Origin of the sequence: Cytobacillus sp. Hz8 (assembly GCF_042263505.1) — a bacterium.
Taxonomy (GTDB): domain Bacteria; phylum Bacillota; class Bacilli; order Bacillales; family Cytobacillaceae; genus Bacillus_BE.
The window spans coordinates 127,270-149,587 of sequence record NZ_JBHKFI010000008.1 but is presented as its reverse complement, the minus strand read 5'-3'; the positions used below and the strand labels follow the sequence as shown (position 1 = coordinate 149,587).

General features: G+C 36.8%; 24 protein-coding genes and 2 riboswitches. Of the genes, 6 read left to right on the top strand and 18 right to left on the bottom strand.

The annotated features are described in order from the left end of the window. The first annotated feature begins 237 nt into the window (after positions 1 to 237). Positions 238 to 738, top strand: coding sequence for a phosphatidylglycerophosphatase A family protein (locus tag ACE38V_RS12060; RefSeq protein WP_375841494.1), 501 nt, complete (start codon positions 238 to 240; stop codon positions 736 to 738). A 120-nt stretch (positions 739 to 858) separates the two neighbouring features. Here ACE38V_RS12060 and ACE38V_RS12055 read toward each other — a convergent pair whose 3' ends face one another. Both ACE38V_RS12055 and hepT read right to left on the bottom strand, forming a co-directional pair. After that, positions 859 to 1,623, bottom strand: a complete 765-nt coding sequence (locus ACE38V_RS12055) for a TIGR01457 family HAD-type hydrolase (RefSeq protein ID WP_375841493.1) — start codon at positions 1,621 to 1,623, stop codon at positions 859 to 861. A 50-nt stretch (positions 1,624 to 1,673) separates the two neighbouring features. Next, positions 1,674 to 2,111, bottom strand: coding sequence for a type VII toxin-antitoxin system HepT family RNase toxin (gene hepT / locus ACE38V_RS12050; protein ID WP_375841492.1), 438 nt, complete (start codon positions 2,109 to 2,111; stop codon positions 1,674 to 1,676). Positions 2,112 to 2,322: 211 nt separating this feature from the next. On the opposite strand from hepT, the gene ACE38V_RS12045 reads away from it, so the two are divergent. Continuing rightward, positions 2,323 to 2,589 (top strand): DUF3055 domain-containing protein, encoded by a 267-nt coding sequence (locus ACE38V_RS12045; protein ID WP_375841491.1) that lies wholly within the window; start codon positions 2,323 to 2,325, stop codon positions 2,587 to 2,589. A gap of 394 nt (positions 2,590 to 2,983) precedes the next feature. Then, complete coding sequence (locus tag ACE38V_RS12040) at positions 2,984 to 3,259, top strand: cytosolic protein (protein WP_375841490.1); 276 nt, start codon at positions 2,984 to 2,986, stop codon at positions 3,257 to 3,259. Between the two features lie 48 nt (positions 3,260 to 3,307). Here the strand turns inward: ACE38V_RS12040 and ACE38V_RS12035 are convergent, their stop codons facing one another. Beyond that, positions 3,308 to 3,583 (bottom strand): YutD family protein, encoded by a 276-nt coding sequence (locus tag ACE38V_RS12035; protein WP_375841489.1) that lies wholly within the window; start codon positions 3,581 to 3,583, stop codon positions 3,308 to 3,310. Positions 3,584 to 3,696: 113 nt separating this feature from the next. Between ACE38V_RS12035 and ACE38V_RS12030 the strand changes: the two genes are divergently transcribed. Continuing rightward, entirely contained in the window at positions 3,697 to 4,314 is a 618-nt protein-coding gene (locus ACE38V_RS12030; protein ID WP_375841488.1) for a YhcN/YlaJ family sporulation lipoprotein, read from the top strand. Positions 4,315 to 4,364: 50 nt separating this feature from the next. On the opposite strand, the gene lipA is transcribed toward ACE38V_RS12030, so the two are convergent. Continuing rightward, positions 4,365 to 5,279: a lipoyl synthase gene (lipA, locus tag ACE38V_RS12025; RefSeq protein ID WP_375841487.1), complete on the bottom strand. Its 915-nt coding sequence runs from the start codon at positions 5,277 to 5,279 to the stop codon at positions 4,365 to 4,367. A 250-nt stretch (positions 5,280 to 5,529) separates the two neighbouring features. Between lipA and ACE38V_RS12020 the strand changes: the two genes are divergently transcribed. Beyond that, positions 5,530 to 6,480, top strand: a complete 951-nt coding sequence (locus tag ACE38V_RS12020) for a M23 family metallopeptidase (RefSeq protein ID WP_375841532.1) — start codon at positions 5,530 to 5,532, stop codon at positions 6,478 to 6,480. Positions 6,481 to 6,529: 49 nt separating this feature from the next. On the opposite strand, the gene ACE38V_RS12015 is transcribed toward ACE38V_RS12020, so the two are convergent. From ACE38V_RS12015 to ACE38V_RS12005, 3 genes are all read right to left on the bottom strand, one after another. Then, positions 6,530 to 7,624, bottom strand: coding sequence for an HD-GYP domain-containing protein (locus ACE38V_RS12015; RefSeq protein ID WP_375841486.1), 1,095 nt, complete (start codon positions 7,622 to 7,624; stop codon positions 6,530 to 6,532). Between the two features lie 162 nt (positions 7,625 to 7,786). Continuing rightward, entirely contained in the window at positions 7,787 to 8,089 is a 303-nt protein-coding gene (locus ACE38V_RS12010) for a YunC family protein (RefSeq protein WP_375841485.1), read from the bottom strand. Positions 8,090 to 8,358: 269 nt separating this feature from the next. Then, a complete protein-coding gene (locus ACE38V_RS12005) occupies positions 8,359 to 9,717 on the bottom strand; it encodes a bifunctional metallophosphatase/5'-nucleotidase (protein ID WP_375841484.1) in 1,359 nt (452 codons plus the stop codon). Between the two features lie 290 nt (positions 9,718 to 10,007). On the opposite strand from ACE38V_RS12005, the gene ACE38V_RS12000 reads away from it, so the two are divergent. Continuing rightward, positions 10,008 to 10,262 carry a hypothetical protein gene (locus tag ACE38V_RS12000; RefSeq protein WP_375841483.1) on the top strand — a complete coding sequence of 85 codons (255 nt, stop codon included), beginning with the start codon at positions 10,008 to 10,010 and terminating at the stop codon, positions 10,260 to 10,262. Positions 10,263 to 10,459: 197 nt separating this feature from the next. On the opposite strand, the gene ACE38V_RS11995 is transcribed toward ACE38V_RS12000, so the two are convergent. The 11 genes from ACE38V_RS11995 to ACE38V_RS11945 all read right to left on the bottom strand — a co-directional run bounded on the left by ACE38V_RS11995 (position 10,460) and on the right by ACE38V_RS11945 (position 22,298). Then, positions 10,460 to 11,398, bottom strand: coding sequence for a magnesium transporter CorA family protein (locus ACE38V_RS11995; RefSeq protein ID WP_375841482.1), 939 nt, complete (start codon positions 11,396 to 11,398; stop codon positions 10,460 to 10,462). Between the two features lie 449 nt (positions 11,399 to 11,847). Further along, positions 11,848 to 13,245, bottom strand: a complete 1,398-nt coding sequence (gene sufB / locus ACE38V_RS11990; RefSeq protein ID WP_375841481.1) for a Fe-S cluster assembly protein SufB — start codon at positions 13,243 to 13,245, stop codon at positions 11,848 to 11,850. Between the two features lie 59 nt (positions 13,246 to 13,304). Next, positions 13,305 to 13,742 (bottom strand): Fe-S cluster assembly sulfur transfer protein SufU, encoded by a 438-nt coding sequence (sufU, locus tag ACE38V_RS11985; RefSeq protein ID WP_375841480.1) that lies wholly within the window; start codon positions 13,740 to 13,742, stop codon positions 13,305 to 13,307. Continuing rightward, complete coding sequence (locus ACE38V_RS11980; RefSeq protein ID WP_375841479.1) at positions 13,732 to 14,961, bottom strand: cysteine desulfurase; 1,230 nt, start codon at positions 14,959 to 14,961, stop codon at positions 13,732 to 13,734. The genes sufU and ACE38V_RS11980 overlap by 11 nt, the downstream gene beginning before the upstream one ends. Next, on the bottom strand, positions 14,961 to 16,271 hold the full coding sequence (gene sufD, locus ACE38V_RS11975; protein WP_375841478.1) for a Fe-S cluster assembly protein SufD: 1,311 nt from the start codon (positions 16,269 to 16,271) through the stop codon (positions 14,961 to 14,963). Before sufD ends, ACE38V_RS11980 begins: the two co-directional genes overlap by 1 nt. Positions 16,272 to 16,289: 18 nt before the next feature. Next, the gene (gene sufC, locus ACE38V_RS11970; protein WP_375841477.1) at positions 16,290 to 17,075 is read right to left on the bottom strand and encodes a Fe-S cluster assembly ATPase SufC; all 786 of its coding nucleotides are present in this window, start codon (positions 17,073 to 17,075) and stop codon (positions 16,290 to 16,292) included. 277 nt (positions 17,076 to 17,352) lie between these two features. Continuing rightward, the gene (locus tag ACE38V_RS11965; RefSeq protein WP_375841476.1) at positions 17,353 to 18,183 is read right to left on the bottom strand and encodes a MetQ/NlpA family ABC transporter substrate-binding protein; all 831 of its coding nucleotides are present in this window, start codon (positions 18,181 to 18,183) and stop codon (positions 17,353 to 17,355) included. A gap of 11 nt (positions 18,184 to 18,194) precedes the next feature. Beyond that, positions 18,195 to 18,863, bottom strand: coding sequence for a methionine ABC transporter permease (locus tag ACE38V_RS11960; protein WP_375841475.1), 669 nt, complete (start codon positions 18,861 to 18,863; stop codon positions 18,195 to 18,197). Further along, positions 18,856 to 19,881: a methionine ABC transporter ATP-binding protein gene (locus ACE38V_RS11955; protein WP_375841474.1), complete on the bottom strand. Its 1,026-nt coding sequence runs from the start codon at positions 19,879 to 19,881 to the stop codon at positions 18,856 to 18,858. The genes ACE38V_RS11960 and ACE38V_RS11955 overlap by 8 nt, the downstream gene beginning before the upstream one ends. A gap of 224 nt (positions 19,882 to 20,105) precedes the next feature. Then, positions 20,106 to 20,217, bottom strand: a riboswitch (SAM riboswitch). 154 nt (positions 20,218 to 20,371) lie between these two features. Further along, complete coding sequence (locus tag ACE38V_RS11950) at positions 20,372 to 21,688, bottom strand: O-acetylhomoserine aminocarboxypropyltransferase/cysteine synthase family protein (RefSeq protein WP_375841473.1); 1,317 nt, start codon at positions 21,686 to 21,688, stop codon at positions 20,372 to 20,374. A 93-nt stretch (positions 21,689 to 21,781) separates the two neighbouring features. Next, a riboswitch (SAM riboswitch) is annotated at positions 21,782 to 21,882 on the bottom strand. Between the two features lie 80 nt (positions 21,883 to 21,962). After that, entirely contained in the window at positions 21,963 to 22,298 is a 336-nt protein-coding gene (locus ACE38V_RS11945) for a hypothetical protein (protein WP_375841472.1), read from the bottom strand. Positions 22,299 to 22,318 lie beyond the last annotated feature (20 nt).

Genomic DNA, 22,318 nt, shown 5'->3' with positions numbered 1-22,318 from the left:
GTGAAACTTCCATCAGTGGGGGTTTTCGACGCACAGGACGTGCTAGTGCAGATATTGCGATTGACATCGCGCTTTTAGTCTGCCATTCATCCCCCACTGATGGTTAGTTGAACTTATCGGACCTTTACGGACAGTTGATCTCCCACTTATCTTCTTCGTATTCTCAGAATCTTGAAGTGGGAGTCTTACTGTCCGTTAAGAGTGGGATAAAGAAAAATATCAGAAAAGGTGAAGAATATGAAAGAAAATAAAATTAGTATCCCAGAAGAAACAGCACGTAGATGGCTAAAAGAAAGAGGCGTCACCATACATGATATGGCTGAACTCGTTTACTATCTCCAGGAAGCATACCATCCTAATTTAACAATAGATACTTGCATCCAAAATGTCGAAAAAGTATTAAATAAAAGAGAAGTTCAAAATGCGATCCTAACTGGGATCCAATTAGACATCCTAGGAGAAAAGGGGTTATTAGAAGAACCCTTGCAATCCATTATTGCTACAGATGAAGGATTATATGGAGTTGATGAGGTGCTAGCTTTTTCAATCGTCAACGTTTATGGATCCATTGGTTTCACCAATTATGGTTATATCGACAAGTTAAAACCAGGGATATTAAAGATGTTAAATGATAAAACAACAGGAAAATGTCACACATTTTTAGATGATATTGTCGGAGCTATCGCAGCAGCAGCTTCTAGTCGCTTGGCTCATAGTGCTGCAGAGAATGATATTTAAAAATGGGCTGGTTTAGAAGATTATACTTTTTCGAACAAAATTGGATCTCAGTCAACGGAAACTAAAAGAAAACGCCGATATACAACATCGGCGTTTTTTAATCTCTATATCAAGCACTTCTTAAAATTCCCACTGATCTAACGAATCAATCGTATAAGTTGGTTGAGTCTCATAGTTTTTCAATAATTCCTTTGTAGTGACACCGGTATGCACTAAAAGTGTATCCATTCCAGCATTGATCCCGGCCATAATATCGGTGTCATAATAATCCCCCACCATGATCGTCTCTTCTTTTCGAACGCCTAACACCTTTAAGGCTTGTTCCATGATAATGGATTCCGGCTTGCCGATGAAAATCGGCTTTTTTCCGGTAGACACAGTAATCACGGAGGTAATCGAGCCGTTTCCTGGCATAAATCCTCTTTCTGTTGGCAACGCAATATCCCCATTTGTTGAGATGAAGGTTGCCCCATTTCTTACGGCAAGGCAGCCAACCGCTAGTTTTTCATAGGTTAATTCCCGGTCAATGCCAATGACGACAAAATCAGCTGCTTCTTCGGCAGGGGTAAACCCTTTTTCTGCAATCGCGGTTTGAAGTCCTTCCTCACCGATAACATAAACAGAACCACTAGGATTTTGTTCATATATGTAATTGGCTGTTGCAAGGCTAGTCGTAAATACCTGACTTTCCTCTGCCTGAATCCCAAACCCCTTTAGCTTTTCTGCAACTTGAGTGGGTGTTCTGGAAGAATTGTTCGTAACAAATAAATATGGGATATGAAGATCGACAAGGGATTTAACGAAGCCTGCCGCTTCCTCAATTAATTCCGTGCCCTTGTACATCGTCCCATCTAAATCAATTAAATAACCTTTATATTTTTTCACAAAATTCACTCCTCGTATCTTAGATGTAAGAATTTCTCATGATGTTAGCGTTAATTTCTAAATGCAGAAACTGGACCTAATTCATTCTCTAAATATTGTCTCACCATAGACGCAAATTCTTTCACCCTGTCTAAATGGTGTGCAAAAAGATCGGCTAGTTCCTGATGATGAATTGCCGTATACTCCTGGACTAAAATTTTGCGAACCTTAATCATTTCTTTAAAACTCACACTCATATCCTTAGAAATGACTTTCTCATCCTCTAAAATATCAACAATATCTTCATAACTCCCTGGATCACGCATAATAAAACCATCTATCATGGCATTTCCAACATCGAGAATGGACTCAATCATAATATGTGTTAATCTTTCCAATGCAGCCTTTTCGATTAATGTTTCCCATTTAGGCTGCTCCTCAAATAAACAAATTTGGTTTTCTAAAAACTTTAATATTCTCTCGATTCTCTCACGGTCCACAAAATACATATCTCTTCATCCCTTTCGACAACATCCTTTTTCATTGTATAAAAAAGGGTGTGGCTGTTCAATCATTTACTAGCTATCTCCATAAATATTGTACCATTTTTCTGGCTTTTTGAATTTGCGATTGGTTTTATATGATATGATGAATGGAATTTGTTAAGATAGGAATAAGCTCACAAATAAGCGAACAATAGAGATGAAGGAGGGACCATTTGTGACTGAACGCTTTTTTCTATACGATGAAACTGAAGAAACGAAAACTCGTTTTATTAGCTTTATGTCCGAAAGTCAGCGTTTTGATTTGGCAATTATCCAGTCAGAACGTTATTATGGAAAAAAATTAGTTTTAAATATTCAAGGAAATCGGTTTGCAATTATCGGCCCAGATGATTTAGAGGAGGAAGGCTATATAGAGCATGCCTTTAATCTCTCAGAGGAAGATGGCGAAGAACTACGATCCTTCCTTTCCGAAATCGTATAAAGTGAAACTTCCATCAGTGGGGGTTTTCGACGCACAGGACGTGAAGTGTGCAGACTTATGTGTTGACATCGCGCTTTTAGTCTGCCATTCATCCCCCACTGATGGTTAGTCACGCAAAGCCTGATTGATTTTTCTAAGGGCTGAAGCCCAAAGAAAAATCTTATTTCACTTATCACGCTCATAACACCACATCTTGTGGCTTCGCCTGACTAGGACCTTAATCCCTCGTCGGACCTTTACTGACAGTTGATCTCCCACTTATCTTCTTCGTATTCTCAGAATCTTGAAGTGGGAGTCAAAATGTCCGTTAAGAGTGGATAACTTAAATTTTCCCCCGTTATTTTCCTAAACTTTATCAAATACTAAATTTTAAACAACATAAAGAGGTGTGTTTATGGATAAAAAAGGGAAAGAACACTATACAGATTTTGCAAATGTTGAAATTGGGAGAGATTACCTAACAGCGGAGGAGCTTCCTGAGGGGGCTTATGGATCACCTATCCATCAAAATGAACCTGTGCAAAATAAAACGGCTCCATGGCATGAAGGTCAGCGTCATTATAGTGCATTTAATTATGAATATAAATCGCTCCATCAGGACTTGCCTCGTCAAATGGAAGGTGCTCATCCTCCTCATGATGAACCGAATCAAGTGGAAGAACACTCATAAAGCGTAAAGAAGCACCCCATAAAAAAGGGGTGCTTCAAGTTAATCTTATTATTTCAATACTTTTTTCACAACAAAATAAGCACAACCAAAGTTACAAAATTCATATAGATATTCAGTTAGAACACTTATTTTCGTATCAAAGGCAGCTTTTTGGTTTTGATCGTCAAAGAATCCTTTTAACCGAAGTTGTCCGTAACCCCAATCCCCAACAATGTAATCATATTTAGCTAAAATATCGCTATACCGATTTCGAAAAGTCTCTTCATTAAAGCCTTCTCCTCTTTCTTCGACAACCTCGTAGCAAATATTATTAATGCAAACCATTTTCACACCTTCCTCCAAAAAAACTCTTATTTAAATTATAACTGATTCCCCATCAATTACTAAGAAAAAAAAGCATATGTATGGTCATTCTAGTAATAAGGGGGTGTTTTTACATGAAAAAGCCATTAATCATACTCAGTTTATGTGGCATTTGTGCCTTAACTGCCTGTCAAAATAACCAGGATCAATCAAAGGCGGGGATTTATCAGAAAAGCGGAAATACCATAAATGTAAATGATGACCGAGCTGAATTGTATAAGGAAGATTCGGATAATGTGAGTGAAGACTTCGGCTACACCCGCCATCAAAAAAGTCCTATCATGACTGATCGAACCTCTAACCAACACTATGCGGCAATCGACCGAGAAAAACTATCAGACATTATTGGAAAATATGCAACTGATTTGTCCGGCGTGAATGATGTATCCACTCTTGTAACGGACGAAGAGGTTTTAATCATTTATGATACGAATTCAAAAAATCGCTCTGAGACCGCTGACCAAGTGAAAAGAACGGCAATGTCTGTAGTCCCTAGATGGTATCACGTCTATGTATCAGATAACACCAATATAAGGAAAACCATTGAAAGCTATGCTCAACTTGACTCTGATAGTAAAAACGTGCATGATGCTCTTGATGATATCATTAAACAAATGAAAAAATCTCCCCAGGGGAAGAAAATGAGTAACGGAGAAAATGCTAATGGGGAAGAATCAAACGAAAAAAGTTAATAACAAAAGCAATCGGAGTTAAACCGATTGCTTTTGTTTCCCAAGGAAACTTATGCCTCTTTTACCTTTTGCTCACTTTTTTGTAGTTTATGCTTCGCTGCCTCACTTACTTGCTCATCTGCATGATAAGAGGAGCGCACTAATGGACCTGCTTCACAATGACTAAATCCCTTCTGTAAAGCTATTTCCTTTAATTCTTGAAATTCATCAGGATGGTAATATTTTTGTACTTTCAGATGTGATTTTGAAGGCTGTAAATATTGACCAATTGTGACAATATCTACATGATTAGCACGTAAGTCATCCATAGCCTCGATAATTTCTTCCTTAGTCTCTCCTAATCCAGTCATGATGCTTGATTTAGTCGGAATATTAGGTTTCATTTCCTTCGCACGGCGCAAAAATTCCAAAGAACGTTCATAGATTGCTCGAGCGCGCACTCTTGGAGAAAGTCTTTTCACTGTTTCGATATTATGATTTAAAATATCTGGGTTAGCATTCATTAATTCTTCAAGGTTTTCATACACTCCCCCCATATCAGAAGGTAGGACCTCAATGCTTGTTAATGGATTTTTTCTTCTAATGGCTCTTACCGTTTCGGCAAATACAGCTGCCCCGCCATCTTTTAGATCATCACGTGCAACTGCTGTTACAACCACATGCTTTAAGTTCATTTGATAGACAGAGTCTGCTACCCTTTCCGGTTCTTGCCAATCAAGTTCGCTTGGTAAACCTGTTTTGACAGCACAAAAACGGCATGCCCTTGTGCAAACATCACCGAGAATCATAAAAGTGGCTGTTCGTCTAGATGCCCAGCATTCATGGATATTAGGACATCTTGCTTCCTCACAAACTGTATGTAAATTCTTGTCCCTCATCATTTTTTTGAGGTCTACATAATTTTTATTGGTGTTTAATTTTATTTTTAACCATTCAGGTTTTCGAATATATTCTTGATTGTCCATCCTTTATTCCACCCCTAATATGAAATCAAAATCTGAAAAGGCCATCAACTACCAGTAAACCTTCTCCCACAGTTGTCACTTTAACATATTGCCTGTTTTAAATACAAGTAACAGATACTCTTATTCATTATTTTACCAGTAATTCACATTTATTTATTTTTCTGTTTACTCACAAACTAATGTTGTCACATTTTAAGAGGGGAGGATTTTTGTGCGGCTCTTTTTCATCATTTGCCTTTTTTCAATATGTATAGGGATTTCCCAATTCCATGTTTTTGCCAATTCTACCGAAGAAGATGTATATGAAAAGAGGATGGAGCTTTATAAAAAGGTGGAGATGGTAACCAATATTCCTTGGTATTACTTAGCAGCTATTGATCAATATGAGCACAATATTCGTTTATCCAGAAGAGATATTCCAGATTCGGATGGGGTTATTGGGATTTATTTTAAACCAGAAGAATGGGCTGGACTTTTAAATCCAAATATGAAAGATGAAAATCCTCTTTCTATTCAATTATTCAATGGTATTGGAAGGGATGGAAACGGTGATGGAAAGGCACGTCTTTCAGATGATGAAGATATTCTCTACTCTTTCGCCAATTACATTCTCCAATACGGAATTGACCATGATAATATCAAAATCGGCTTATGGAATTATTATGAAAGGGATAAATCAGTCGGAATAATCATGGGAAAGGCAAAAATTTATCAGCATTTTGGTCACTTAGATTTGAAGACTCATTCTTTTCCCGTCCCACTTCGAAGCAATCATAGCTATCGGAGTACTTGGGGGGATGCGAGAGGCTGGGGAGGCCGAAGAATACATGAGGGGACCGATATATTCGCCAATTACGGAGTGCCAGTTCGAGCAACTTCCTTTGGAATTATTGAAATGAAGGGCTGGAATAAATATGGCGGCTGGAGAATTGGGATTCGTGATATAAACAATAACTATCATTATTTTGCCCATCTAAGTGGATTTGCAAAGGATTTATCAGTAGGACAAATTGTCGAACCCGGTATGATTATTGGGGGCGTCGGTAGTTCAGGATATGGTCCTCCTGGTACTTCAGGAAAGTTTCCCCCACATCTACATTATGGAATTTATAAAGACAATGGTTATTCAGAATGGTCTTATGACCCTTATCCACATCTTCGATTGTGGGAAAGACAAGAACGGCAGAGAATTAAGAAGTGAAATTAAAAGAAGCAATTGGTTTTCCCAAATGCTTCTTTTTTACTTTATTTTAACGATTCCCTAATGTTGTATCACAGTTAACAATCATGGTAGAAAGTTCCTGTGCCAAATTTAATTCATATGGTTTAACGACTCTTCCCTTTTCTTCCAGAATCCGAATAATCGGGCGATCACTGAGGCCGACATTTTGCTTAGAAACAACGCCTTTTCTTCCATCGTTTAATTCAACAGTCAACCCTACTGGATAGATGGCGACAGAACGGCGAAATGCCTCAACAATATGGGTTTCGAATAAATTTCCCACACCAGAATAGAGGATTTCTAAGCCTGCATGTGGCAGCATGGCACGGCGATAAATCCGATTTGAAGTAACCGCATCAAATACATCAGCAACAGCAATAATTTTTCCATAGCGATGAATTTCCTTCCCACTAATTCCACGGGGATATCCTGAACCATTTATTCTTTCATGATGCTGATAGGCACAATGTGCAACTAATAAGGGAATGGTCGTAACATTGCGTAATATTTGAAAACCATCCTCCGAGTGTTTCTTTACCACTTCAAATTCAGATTTTGTCAATTTGCCTGGCTTCAACAATATTTCTGAAGGTACATTCATTTTCCCAATATCATGAAGTATGGCTCCTAAACCAAGAATCTCTAATTCCTTTGGTGACAATTTTAATTCTAATCCTATTGCTAACGAATATAAGGTAACATGAAAAGAGTGGGTAAAGGTATATTGGTCATACGAGAAAATATCTGTTAATAATGATAGCAAATCGCCGTTATTTTTAATTTCATCTAACAACTGACGAATAATATTCTTTAATTGCTTCGTTGACTTCTCAATGACAAAGGCCGTCTCCATTTTCGATTCCTTTTGAAACTGAGTAAACGTTCCTTCTATGGTTTGAAGAGATTCTTTTCTTAACTTATCAGATATGGAGTTTTTATAAATAATATCATCTGTATGTTTATCTTTTATATAGAGGTATGTAATTCCAAGTGAAATTAGACGCTCAATGATTTGCGCCTTAAGTTCCACGTCTTCGCTAACCAGAACTTGTCCTTTTTCATTGTATATCGTTTTTGCTAGGATGGTTCCCGATTGTACGGATGCAGTCTCTACAAGTCTCATGATTTTCTCCTATCTCTTTTCCTTTTCTATCTCCTAGGAAAATTTTACATCATTCGACATCTTTCAACTACACTTTTACATAATCTTTTCTACTATCTCATAAACAATAGTACTTTTTACCTACTAATAAAAAGGCCTGCTTCTTGGGGCAGGACCCTCAATTCAGACCATTCTTAACAAAGCCTCTCTTCCAATCATACCTTTATAGATTCCTAACCCTCCTGCTTCATCGGTAACAGATTCCAGTGGAGCGTTTAAGAGTTGATCAATGGTTTTCACACCAACGGCTCTACCCGCTATGACTTTTCTTTCTTTTAATTTTTCATTCAATAGAGCCACATCCAAGGCTCCACACATTATATATCCTTTATCATTTGAAATAGCCAGCAAGGTTGTCTTTGGCAATTGAACAGAGACACAAATAAACGTATGTCCTTCTATATTGATCGGATACAAATCAACCATTTTTCGGATGCTCCCTTCATAAGTCATCTTATGAAGACAAGAAGTAAAATGTGAATTGCATTTTATCCCACTCTTAACGGACAGTAAGACTCCCACTTCAAGATTCTGAGAATATGAAGAAGATAATTGGGAGATCAACTGTCCGTAAAGGTCCGATAAGTGAAATAAGATTTTTCTTTGGGCTTCAGCCCTTAGAAAAATCAATCAGGCTTTGCGTGACTAACCATCAGTGGGGGATGAATGAAACCCCCACTGATGGAAGTTTCACTTTATTCATGGAACAAATGGGTGAGTCTCCATTTCAACAAATCACGTAAAAATTCTGGAAAGAAGAAGGTTTTATGTTTTGCTCGTTGGATTTGTGGGAATAACATTCCGAAAGTATACATATCAGGAATCGCTACTTGATAGATTCTGTTTCGATCTATGTCGAGTGATTGGATAGAGAATTCTGTTCCTTTTTCATTTTTGTCTATTTGAATTCCAGCATAGACCATCTTCCCCATCAAGTTTCCCCTAAAGCCAAATCCCTTCATTTGCATATTTACCCATTTTTCATCTTCAGCCTCAAGCAATACCTCTTTTAATTCATCTCCAGAAAGCTTGACAAGACATGGATTAATGGGATGTGGACATATATCTAATAGATCAAAATCCGTCACTAAATCTGTTTCAACATCTTTAAGTATCATGCCTTCATTGATAAAAGCACAGTCAGCTTGACACCATTCTAATAAGGACTCACATAGGATTTTTGCTAGGCTTTCCTTCGTTCTATTCTTAGGAGGGACCTTTGTAAACACTGTGCTTAATTGCTCTTTTCCCAAAGTATACCAATGATGAATCATCTCATCTTCATTTTCCACTGATGGCAATTCATTCGTATTATAGAGAATTGCTTTTTTATCAAGGACTTTCCCTTTATCTGCCATTAACTCTACATGACCAACGAACATGCCATATTTTCCTGCGGCTGCTAATAAAGTTTGATTTATTACTTTGCCTGTGTGCAAGATATGATGAGTATGTGCCCCTAAAATAACATCAATTTCTGGAAACTCAATGGCTAATCTTTCATCATCATGGATCCCCAAATGTGACAAAACAATGAGAATATCACTTTGCTTTTTCAATGTCGTGAAAAGATTTTGCAGTTCAGAAAAAGGCTCTGTTAGCTTCCAGCCAAGCAGACCGTAAAAATGAGAGAAATATGCCGTTAAGCCAATCACAGCAATCTTAGTATGTTGTTTCGTTTCATAGATTTGATAAGGCTTTGCCCAAGGCGGAATTGTACCATCTTTATTAAAAAGATTTGCTACTAACACATCAAATTGTGCGTTTTTATACAGTTCATTTAAATTCTCATATGGAAGAGTGATCCCTTCGTTATTGCCAATCGTCACCGCTGTAAAACCCGAATCATTTAATATCGCTGTATTCCCTTTGCCCCTCGTTGCATCTGAATAAGGATGAAACCGATCCATATGGTCTCCTATATCGAAAATAAAACATTCCTCACCTGCTTCTTCATGTAAGGCTTTTCTTTCAAGGAGAAGCTTCCGAATTCTTGGCCAATGATCAAAGTGGCTATGGACATCATTTGTATGATAAATATGGATATTTTCCATATCAAATCTTCCCCTTTAAGTGAAAATAATCAAATTATGAAGGAACTTAAGTTTCTTCTATTATATTTTATAATTATCTGGAATCAATATCCAATGAAAACAAAAAAGACCTTTAAAGAATAAGACCTCCTAAGACAGGATCTAACTCCATTAGATAAAAAATCCTTATAAAATGCCCGTTGGAATCATACTATATGTATCATAAATAATCTAATTTTTCTTAAAGGTAATTTTGCTTTTTCTTCATTTAATTATATAATAAGGATGTGCTTTTATTTGGAGGGATAAAATTGGACATTGACCTGGAATTGCAGGGGAAAGATGCCTTTTGTGAAGTTGTTTTAGAAGGAAACTTTGTTCAGATTGCCATATGGTTGGATGGGGAGTGGTCTGTTGTTGGTTCTCCTTATTATCAAACCAAATCAATGGAAGAAAAGCCGATATACATCATTGAAGAAAAGGATATTATCGAAAAGTATACAAATGAAGATTTTTTGGAAACACTCATTATTCAAATCGAAGAATTATTTAGGTTGGTTTCTTAATAAAAATAGTTGTTGCTGATGATTAATTTTTTAGGATAAGTGAATGTGCTTAATATTCAACACACGTGAAAAATTTGCGTGTGTTTTATTTTTTCCAAATATCGAGTTGGTTAACTTAGCCCATCTTTTAGCATGAATGCTTTTATAAATAAAAAATCCGATAATCTTTAATCAAGAACCATCGGATTTTCATCTTATTAGAAAAACTTCTTTTTCCAAAAAATAAATGCTGTAACACTTGCCAGAATGATAGAAATACAGATTGCGATAAAAAACGCATAATGATAATTTTGAAATGGGACAGGAACATTCATACCATAGAAACTTGCTACCATAGTTGGCAAAGCTAAGACAATAGTGAATGATGTTAAAAATTTCATCACAATATTTAAATTATTTGAAATAACTGATGCAAAAGCATCCATCATTCCACTTAATATGGATGAATGTGTCTCAGACATTTCAATAGCTTGTTGATTCTCAACAATGACATCTTCCAATAATTCCTTGTCATCTTCAAACATTTTTAAATAATTGCTTTTTAACATTTTTTGCATCACAATGTTATTGGATTTCAAAGAAGTGGTGATATATACTAAACTTTTTTCTAAATTTAATAACGTAAAGAGCTCTTTGTTTTTCATGGACTGATGTAATTCTTTTTCAATTTCATCTGTCTTTTTATTAATTAGTTTTAAATTCTTAAGAAACGAGGTTGCTATAAAATAAAGAATTTGGAAGGCAAATCTCGTCTTTTTGAAAGTAAAAAATTGCTTAACTTTATTCTGTTCAAACATGTGAAATATCGGATTGTCCTTCAAGCAGACAGTAATAAAACAATCCTTAGCAATTATCATTCCTAATGGAATAGTATCATAAATAGATAAGCCGCTGTCATCTTTTGACATTAAAGGCACATTGACAATGATTAGCACATTATCATCATCTTTTTCAATCCTTGACCGTTCTTCTTCATCCAATGGATCTTTTAAAAAGTCTAAAGGAATTTGTACTTTCTCAGCAACTTCCATAATCTCTTGCTCAGTAGGTGATACGAGATTAATCCAGCAGCCTTTTGTTATTTCTGTTAATTCTTCAAGTATTCCATTTTCATTTGTAAAAAAAATATTCATCATTGATAAAACCTCCTCATTTTTAATAGAGGAAGTCAAAAAAGCCCCCGACATAGAAAAGAGTTGATTTTTATTAACATAATCAACTTTTTGAGGAGAGGAACGGATTTGGCTTCCTCCATACTCGACCTTGGTTCGGGATCGCTACAACTTTGACTACTCATAAAAATTCAACTCCTTATCTATAGTGAGATACCTTTCTTATCATACACTGACAATAATGCCTTGTAAACTTGCATTTGTATCATGTATTAAAAAATAATTTTTCTGTCCAATTCCTTGTATTTAGCGTCAGTATAAAATTTTATTTCACAACACCTTGGTCATCAAACAACAGCCGATGCTTACTTCGATATTACTGAAAAAATAGAAGAAAGCGAACTACAAAAGTTCGCCTTCTACGAAAAAAAATTAAAATTCAAATCGACACGCTGTCAATTTTTATACGAAAACTAACCGATAGAACCTTCCATTTCGAACTTGATAAGGCGATTCATTTCAACGGCATACTCCATTGGAAGTTCTTTTGTAAATGGTTCAATAAAGCCCATAACAATCATTTCCGTTGCTTCAGATTCAGAAATACCGCGGCTCATTAAATAAAATAATTGCTCCTCTGATACTTTAGATACCTTAGCTTCATGTTCAAGTGAAATATTATCATTTAATATTTCGTTATATGGAACCGTATCAGAAGTTGATTTATTATCCATGATTAATGTATCACATTCAATATTGGAACGAGCTCCGTCCGCTTTGCGTCCAAAGTGTACGTTTCCACGGTAGGTTACTTTCCCACCTTGTTTAGAGATGGATTTTGAAACAATCGTTGAAGAAGTATTAGGTGCTAAATGAATCATTTTAGCTCCGGCATCCTGATGCTGTCCTTTACCGGCAATGGCAATTGATAAAGTCATTCCGCGCGCGCCTTCGCCTTTTAAAATAACAGCTGGGTACTTCATCGTTAATTTCGAACCGATGTTTCCATCCACCCATTCCATCGTTGCGTTTGCTTCACAAACAGCACGTTTCGTCACAAGATTATAGACGTTATTAGCCCAGTTTTGAATGGTTGTATAACGGCAGTAAGCATCTTTTTTAATGATGATTTCAACAACCGCACTATGCAAGGAGTTTGTTGTATATACAGGTGCTGTACATCCTTCCACATAGTGAACAGATGCCCCTTCATCCACAATAATCAATGTTCGCTCAAATTGTCCCATATTTTCTGAATTAATACGGAAATATGCTTGTAAAGGTGTTTCTACTTTAACACCCTTAGGAACATAGATGAAGGATCCACCAGACCATACAGCAGAGTTTAACGCTGCGAATTTGTTATCTGTTGGTGGAATCACTTTTGCCCAATGCTCACGGAAGATATCTTCGTTTTCCTTCAAAGCTGAGTCAGTATCCTTAAAGACAATTCCTAACGCTTCAAGGTCTTCTTGCATATTATGATAAACGACTTCTGATTCGTATTGCGCAGATACCCCAGCTAAATATTTTTGCTCAGCTTCAGGAATCCCTAATTTATCAAAGGTCTGCTTAATTTCTGCAGGAACCTCATCCCAAGATTTTTCTGCTTTTTCAGATGGTTTTACGTAATAAGTAATTTCATCAAAATTTAAGGCTGATAAATCCCCACCCCATTGAGGCATTGGCATGCTATAGAAATGCTCCAATGACTTCAAACGGAAGTCTGTCATCCATTGGGGCTCATCCTTCATTTTTGAAATTTCCTCAACAATCTCACGTGTAAGTCCACGTTTGGATCGGAAAATGGAAACATCCTTATCGGCAAAACCATATTTATAATCACCGATTTCCGGCATTTTTTTCGCCATGTCGTGTTCCTCCATTCTTTTTACGGTAATGGAACTACAATTCCCATTTCACCGATTTTTTATTTTTGTGTATCCTTCAATGCTTTTTCCATTGCTTTCCAAGCTAAGGTTGCACATTTAATACGTGCAGGGAATTTTGATACACCTTGTAATGCTTCAATATCACCTAAATCAAGATTCTCATCATAATCATGTCCCTGCATCATTTCTGAAAAAATCTTTGATAATTGAAGTGTCTCATCGATTGGTTTCCCTTTAATGGCTTGGGTCATCATGGAAGCAGAGGAAAGGGAAATGGAACAGCCTTCTCCTTCAAATTTCGCATCCGTCACTTTTCCTTCCTCAACCTTTAAGGATAGTTGAATACGGTCTCCACATGTTGGATTATTCATGTTAATCGTTAAAGTATCGCCTTCCAGAACCCCCTTATTGCGGGGATTTTTATAATGATCCATGATTACTTGTCTATAAAGGGTATCTAGATTTTTAGAAGACATCGCTAAAATACTCCTTTGTTTTCAAAAGCCCCTCTACGAGCTTATCAACATCATTTTCTGTATTATAAAGATAAAAGCTTGCCCGAGCTGTGGCCGTTTGTTTCAACCATTTCATCAGCGGCTGGGCACAATGGTGGCCAGCGCGAACAGCAATTCCTTCTGCATCTAAAACTGTTGCAACATCGTGTGGATGCACATCGTTTAAATTAAAGGTTACAAGTCCTGCTCTCTTCGCTGGATCCTTGGGTCCGAAAATGGTTAACCCTGGAACCGCTGACAGTTTTTCAAGAGCATAGGCTGCTAGATGATGCTCATGTGCAGCAATTTGATCTAAACCTACTTCCTCAAGAAAATCAATCGCAGCACCTAAGCCGATGGCACCTGCAATTATCGGGGTACCCCCTTCAAATTTCCAAGGAAGCTCTTTCCAAGTAGAATCATATAGATTGACGAAATCAATCATTTCTCCACCAAATTCCACCGGCTCCATGTTTTCTAACAGGTGTTTCTTTCCATATAATACGCCGATTCCTGTTGGAGCACACATCTTATGACCTGAAAATGCAAGAAAATCGCAATCAAGATCTTGTACATCTATCTTCATATGCGGCACGCCCTGTGCCCCATCTACGACCATGATTGCCCCATTTTCGTGAGCAATTTTTGCGATATCCTTAATTGGGTTAATCACACCCAAAACATTTGAAACTTTTGCAATCGCTACAATCTTTGTGTTAGGTGTTATGTTAGCTCTAACGTCATCGAGTGAAATCGTTCCATCTTCCTGAAGTGGAATATATTTTAACGTAGCACCTGTAACTTTAGCGGCTTGCTGCCAAGGGATAATATTACTATGGTGTTCCATATAAGTAATAACAATTTCATCACCTTCATGCAGATTTGCTCTGGCATAGCTAACTGCCACTGTGTTAAGTGAAGTAGTGGTTCCTCTTGTAAAAATAACCTCTTCAATGGAGCTCGCATTAATAAACTTTCGAACCTTTTCACGTGCACCTTCATAGGCATCAGTTGCTCTAGTTCCTAATGTATGCACTCCGCGATGGACATTGGAATTATCTTCACGATAGTATTTATTTACCGCTTCAATTACTTGGAATGGCTTTTGTGATGTTGCTGCACTATCTAAATAAACAAGCGGATTTCCATTGACTTCTTGATCTAATATTGGAAATTGTGAGCGAATATCTTTGATATCCATTATTTCACTTTCCTTTCAATCAGTTCAACCAGTTGCTTTTTAACACCATCAATTGGTAGTTCATTTACTACTGGCGCTAAGAAACCATGAATGATTAAACGTTCTGCTTCTTTTTTTGGTATTCCTCTACTCATTAAGTAGTATAGCTGCACTGGATCGACACGTCCGACAGAAGCTGCATGCCCAGCAATAACATCATCTTCATCAATTAATAGAATTGGATTCGCATCTCCACGTGCTTTTTCACTTAGCATAAGAACACGTGATTCTTGTTGGGCATTCGATTTTGAGGCGCCATGCTCAATTTTTCCAATGCCATTAAAGATGGAAGTAGCACTATCCTTCGTTACGCCATGCTTTAAAATATACCCTTCCGTATTCTTTCCATGATGAATAATTTTCGTTGTAAAGTTTTGCGTTTGCTCACCATGCCCAACCGTTACCATTTTTGTGTCACCATATGAACCATCACCAATTAAATTGGTCGTATTTTCATAAATAGAATCACCATTATTCATAAGTCCTAGAGCCCACTCGATTCGTGAGTCTCTATTTGTGATTCCGCGGCGGTTAATATAAGAAGTCACACCTTTTGCAATGTTATCTACAGCTCCATATTGGACCTTAGCATTTGTCCCAGCAATGATTTCCGATACAATGTTGAAAACGCCAGCCGCTTGATCCATTGTAGAAACATAATTTTCAACATAGGTTACAGAACTATTATCTTCTGCCACAACTAATACATGATTAAATAGGTTTGCTTCTTGGTTGTCATGAACAAATACAGCTTGAATTGGTTGGGAGATGACTACATTCTTTGGTATATATAAGAAAACTCCACCATTATATAATGCTGCGTGAAGAGCCGTTAATTTATGTTCATCAACCTTTACTCCATCATGCATTAAGTATTTTTGTAAGAGCTCTCCATGCTCACGCGCAGCTGTAAAAATATCCACAAAAATGACGCCATTCTCTTTTAGCTCATCAGATACGGATAAATAAGTTGGGCGATTATTACGCTGGATATATAAGTTATTATTTGTTTCATTTAATTCAATTAATGTCTTAACCTCACTAGGCAATTCATTGAGGGATGAATAATCTTCACTTTTCACAATATGCCTATCAAATTGTGTGAAATTCCATTTAGCAATTTTGGTTTTATCCACTTTAGGAAGTGGCAATTCTTCAACTCTAGTTAATGCATTAAGCCTAAACTCTGTTAGCCAAGCAGGTTCGCCCATTTCTTCAGAAAATGAACGAACATGTTCAGTCTCGAATGGTAATTTTGTCTCTGTTGTCATTTTGATCCCCCTTACCCATTAAGCTTCTTGCCCAACTGTTTCGTCTTCAATACCAAGTTCCTTCTTAATCCAATCGTAGCCTTCAGCTTCTAGACGTTGAGCAAGCTCAGGACCACCTGTTTTGACAATACGACCTTGCATCATAACATGAACAACATCTGGAGTGATGTAATTTAATAGACGCTGATAGTGAGTAATAACTATGCAGCCAAAATCTTCTCCGCGCATTTCATTGATTCCATTTGAAACAACTTTAAGTGCATCAATATCAAGACCGGAATCAATTTCATCTAGAATGGCAATTTTGGGTTCAATCATCATAAGCTGAAGGATCTCATTGCGTTTCTTTTCTCCACCTGAAAAACCTTCATTTAAATAACGTTGCGCCATATCTTGATCCATTTCTAAGAAATCCATTTTCTCATCCATTTTACGGATAAATTTCATTAGAGAAATTTGATCTCCTTCTTCTCTGCGGCTGTTAATTGCTGAGCGTAAAAAGTCCGCATTGGTTACACCGCTTATTTCACTAGGATATTGCATGGCAAGAAATAGCCCCGCACGTGCTCTCTCGTCCACTTCCATTTCTAAAACATCTTTTCCGTCCAAAGTAATCGTTCCGCTAGTTACTTTATATTTCGGGTGTCCCATAATTGCAGAAGATAAAGTCGATTTACCTGTTCCGTTCGGTCCCATAATCGCGTGAATCTCTCCGCCCTTTACTTCCAGGTTAACACCCTTTAATATCTCTTTTCCTTCGATTGAAACATGAAGGTCTTTGATAATTAATGTAGATCTTGCCATAAATATTACCCTCCGTTAGTAAAGAAGTTTGTTTTGTATAAAGAAAGCTAAATAAATAGCCTATCCTTCATTCTCACTTTATTCTCATTACAATCTTATAACAAATGAAATCTGTTATCAACTCTTAAGTAGTGGAAAAGAGCCTTATTTCTGACGATTATAATGTTTCCTAAAAAAGGAAAATAATGTAGAGATTCATTTATTGGCAAAACCAAAAACAGGCTTCCTTTATAAAAAAAATAAGAGCCTACCCAATTGGATAGACTCTCTATCTCCATTATTTATTAACAGGTACAACGGCACCTTTGTACTTATCAAGAATAAAATCTTGAATTTCTTTTGAATGAAGAACCTCTACCAAAGTTTTGATTTCTGGTTTATTTTCATCGCCTTTTCTTACAACAACGACATTCACATATGGTGAATCTTTATCTTCGATTGCAATGGAATCTTTTAATGGATTTAAACCAGCATCAATGGCATAGTTTGAATTAATTAAGACAGCATCGCCTTCATTATTGTTATAAATTTGTGGTAATAAAGATGCTTCATATTCTGTATCAAATTTTAATTTTTTAGGATTTTCAGCGATATCTTTCACAGTAGCTTTAACCTTATCCACACCGTCTTTTAGCTTAATAAGTCCTTTGCTTTCAAGCAAGGTTAAAATACGGCCATGGTCTGCAACTGAATTACTCATAATAATTTTTGCCCCAGTTGGAAGATCATCTAATGATTTATACTTTTTAGAATAAATTCCGATTGGCTCAATATGAATACCACCGGCATTGACAAAGTCATAACCATTTTCAGCAATTTGTCCTTCTAAATAAGGAATGTGTTGGAAATAGTTTGCATCTAATTCTTTAGACTCTAAAGCTTGGTTTGGCAAAATATAATCTTGGAATTTTTTAATTTCTAAATCAATTCCTTTTTCCTTTAAAATTGGTTTTGCTTTTTCCAAAATTTCAGCATGAGGAACGTTTGAAGCGCCAACAACTAATTTCTTTAACTCTTTTCCGCCATCTGCTTTATCGTCAGATGTACCGCAAGCTGCTGCAACAAGGGCAACCGCAAGAACTAAAATAAGACTAAACCATTTTTTCATGTTTGACTCCCCTATCTTTTATCTAATTTTGATGTTATATAATCTCCAATGAATTGGATAATGAAAACAATAATCAGAATGACAATCGTTGCCATTAAGGTAACGTCATTTCGGCTTCTTTGAAACCCTTCTAGATAAGCTAGGTTTCCCAAGCCACCAGCACCAATTACTCCGGCCATCGCCGTGTAGCCAACTAAAGCAATGGCGGTAACCGTAATGCCTGAAATAAGAGCTGGCATTGATTCTGGTAAAAGAACCTTCCATATAATAGTGCTTGTTTTTGCACCCATGGATCTTGCTGCTTCAATAACCCCTTTATCAATTTCTCTTAAACCAATTTCCACCATTCTGGCATAGAACGGTGCTGCTCCAATAATTAAGGCTGGTAAGGCAGCATTGGCACCAATCATGGTTCCGAGTAAAAGCTTGGTGAACGGAATAAGTAAAACTATCAAAATAATAAAGGGAATTGATCTAAAAATATTGACAATGGCACTAATGAATTTATTAATCGTTATATTTTGCCAGATATTCCCTTTTGACGTTAGAAAAAGTAATAATCCTAAGATAATTCCTAAGATAAAAGTAACTAATACAGAGATCCCTGCCATGTATAGGGTTTCCACGGTAGCTGACCACATCGCTTGCCAGTCAACATTCGGAAAGAATTTCTCAAGCATTTGTCATCACCTCCACTCCCACTTGTTGAGAACGAATGTAATCAATTGCCTTCGTGATTTCTTCCTTATCTCCATCTAAATGGATATATAATGTACCATAAGAACCACTTTGTGTTTGCGAAATTTTCCCTTGAAGAATATTCACCGTCAGATTGTAGTGGCGAATAATATTGGTAATCAATGGTTGCTCTGCCGATTCCCCTATAAAGCCAAGCTGAATAACTTTACCATGAGGGTAGTTGACCAATAGGTGATCAATGGTTTCCTTTGTTTCTTCAGGTTCTGTCACCTGTTGAACGAAGCGCTTTGTTATCGATTGCTGTGGATTTTTAAATACATCCAAAACGGAACCGATTTCCACAATTTTTCCTTCCTCCATCACGGCCACACGATGACAAATCTTGCGAATAACATGCATCTCATGAGTAATAAGAACAATAGTTAGTCCTAAGCGTTTATTTATATCTACGAGGAGATCTAAAATCGAATCTGTTGTCTGTGGGTCTAAAGCAGAAGTCGCCTCATCACATAAAAGAACTTTAGGATTATTGGCTAGGGCTCTTGCAATCCCCACTCTTTGCTTTTGTCCACCACTTAATTGAGAAGGATAAGAATTCTCTCTACCTTCTAAGCCAACTAGCTTAATTAGCTCATCAACTCTTTTTTTTCGTTCAGCCTTTGAAACACCTGCAATTTCTAATGGAAAAGCAATATTTTCTCTTACAGTCCGAGACCATAGCAGATTAAAATGCTGGAATATCATGCTGATTTCCTGTCTTGCTTTTCTTAAGGCACTTCCCTTAATTTTGGAAATGAGTTTATCTGCAACCGTAACGGTCCCTTCAGTTGGTATTTCTAATCCATTGAGCATGCGAATTAGCGTACTTTTTCCTGCCCCACTATAGCCAATTACACCAAAGATCTCTCCACTATTGACTTCTAGGTTGACATCTTCTACAGCTGTAATACTACTATTTTTTGAAGAATAAATCTTTTTTACATTGCTTATTGTGATCAATGAAATCACCCCTTTATTTCCGATATTTCTGATAAAAATAGATTGATTAATAGTTATAAAGATTGTGAGCACCGTATTTAAATTTCCCAAAACGGATTTATCATCCAATTTCAATCCATTACTTTGTTTTATCTGGCTTTCGTTAATAGATTTACTTTTCCCTTATAACTAATAAAAAAACCTTTCTGCACAGATAAGCAGAAAGGCATTCATTCATGTCCTTTCTCTTATCTACCAAAACAATCATTGTTCTGTGTGAATTGGCACCATTTCAATAATCATATTGACGGTTGCCGGGTTTCATCGGGCACATCCCTCCACCTCTCTTGATAAGAGTGAATCTCATCTATATTCAATTAAGTTCTATTTCAGAAAAGTTCATAAAATTGTTACGAGACTTATCGTATCACGGAAATAAAAGGGTGTCAATGACAATTCAACTGTTTTATACTGGTAAATTCCCTAATAATTATTATATCAATATTAAAGATTAAGCCTTTGCTGCGAGACTTGTAATCCCTGTTGCCGCCCCAATCGCTTGCTCTAAATCCTCAATGAGATCGTCTGCATTTTCAATACCAATAGAAAGGCGAATGAGATCCTCAGGTACTCCTGCAGCGGCTAATCCTTCTGCATCTAATTGTTGATGAGTCGTACTTGCTGGATGTATAACAAGACTTTTTGCATCACCGACGTTCGCCACATGAGCCCATAATTCTAGATGATTAATAAATGCAGCCCCTGCTTCTCTGCCCCCTGCAATTCCAAAAACAACAACAGATCCAGCACCTTTAGGAAAATATTTATCTACAAGAACTTTATCGGAACTTGTTTCAAGGCCAGGGTAGATGATCCATGTTACTGCTGGATGTTTTTGTAAGTAATCCACAATGATCTTCGTGTTTGCGACATGTTCCTTCATTCTTACATGTAGAGTCTCTAATCCAAGGGTAAATTGAAAGGCATTTTGTGGACTCAAGGTTGGTCCAAAATCACGAAGAAGCTGAACTCTTGCTTTTGTAATATAGGCCACCGCTCCTAATGCTTCGCTATAAACAATATCGTGGTAGCTTGGGTCTGGTTCAGTAAATCCAGGGAATTTAGGTGAATTCCAATCAAACTTTCCTCCATCTACAATTACGCCACCAAGAGTGGTTCCATTTCCTAACAACCATTTTGTTGCTGAGTGTACAACAATATCAGCTCCAAATTCGATTGGTCTGCATAAGTACGGAGTTGCAAAAGTATTATCAACAATCAGTGGAATACCTGCTTCATGAGCAATATTCGCTACACCTTCAATATCAAGAACTTTTAAACTTGGATTACCAATCGTTTCAGCATAAATGGCCTTCGTCTTATCGGTAATGGCATTTTTGAAGTTATCTAAAGAATCTGGCTCAACAAGCTTTACGCTGATTCCATATTTCGGTAAGGTAACAGCAAATAAGTTATATGTACCCCCATATAAATTGGATGCAGCAACAATTTCATCACCAGCTTGAGCAATATTTAATATTGCTAATGTGATTGCCGCCATTCCGCTGGCAACTGCTAAAGCACCTACGCCTCCTTCAAGCAAAGCAATTCTTTCTTCAAATACAGTTAGAGTCGGGTTATGAATACGAGTATAAATGTAACCAGGTTCCTTTAACCCAAACAAATTGGCTGCATGTTCTGTATTTTTAAACTGGTAGGCATTATTTTGATAAATGGGTACCGCCCTTGCTCCTGTCACTGGATCTGGTTCAAGTCCGCCATGAACTCCAAGGGTTTCAAAGTGATAATTTTTTTGTTTTTCTGTCATTTTCTCAACTCTCCCTTTTTCTTATCATTTTTTAGCATATTTCAGCAAACGATAAAAAAACCTCTTCATAAGAAGAGGTTTGATATCGAACTCTTCTTATCTGTCAGAGTAATCCTCTGCTGGAATTAGCACCGTGTAAATCAACCGGTTGCCGGGCTTCATAGGGCCAGTCCCTCCACCTCTCTAGATAAGAACCTATTTAATTATTTTCAAAAAATTATGATTACATGAATATTAGCATAATTAGTTTATGACCGTCAATGTTTTTTTAATATTATTGGTAGGGTTTCCCAAGAATAAACAAGGTTTCTAAATAGAGTGTTGTTCTGTATGTTGCTATCATTTCCAATTTTTCCCTTTTTACTGCCTCTCGTAATTTCACTTTTCCTTCTAACACGGATTCAATAATTCGCTCCTCACCTATAATTTCACAGTCTGGTCGAATGACATCATCTGAATTAACCATGAGAAGATCACCTTTACCAATTAACAGATTCGCATTGCTTTTTTCCGTTTTAATGCTTAATTTAATTAATGAATCATTTAACAAGTCCATTAAATGTTTTTTGCCCTTGACTCCGTTAATAAAATCAACCAAAACGTCTTGCAATGTTCTCACACTCCCTTTTG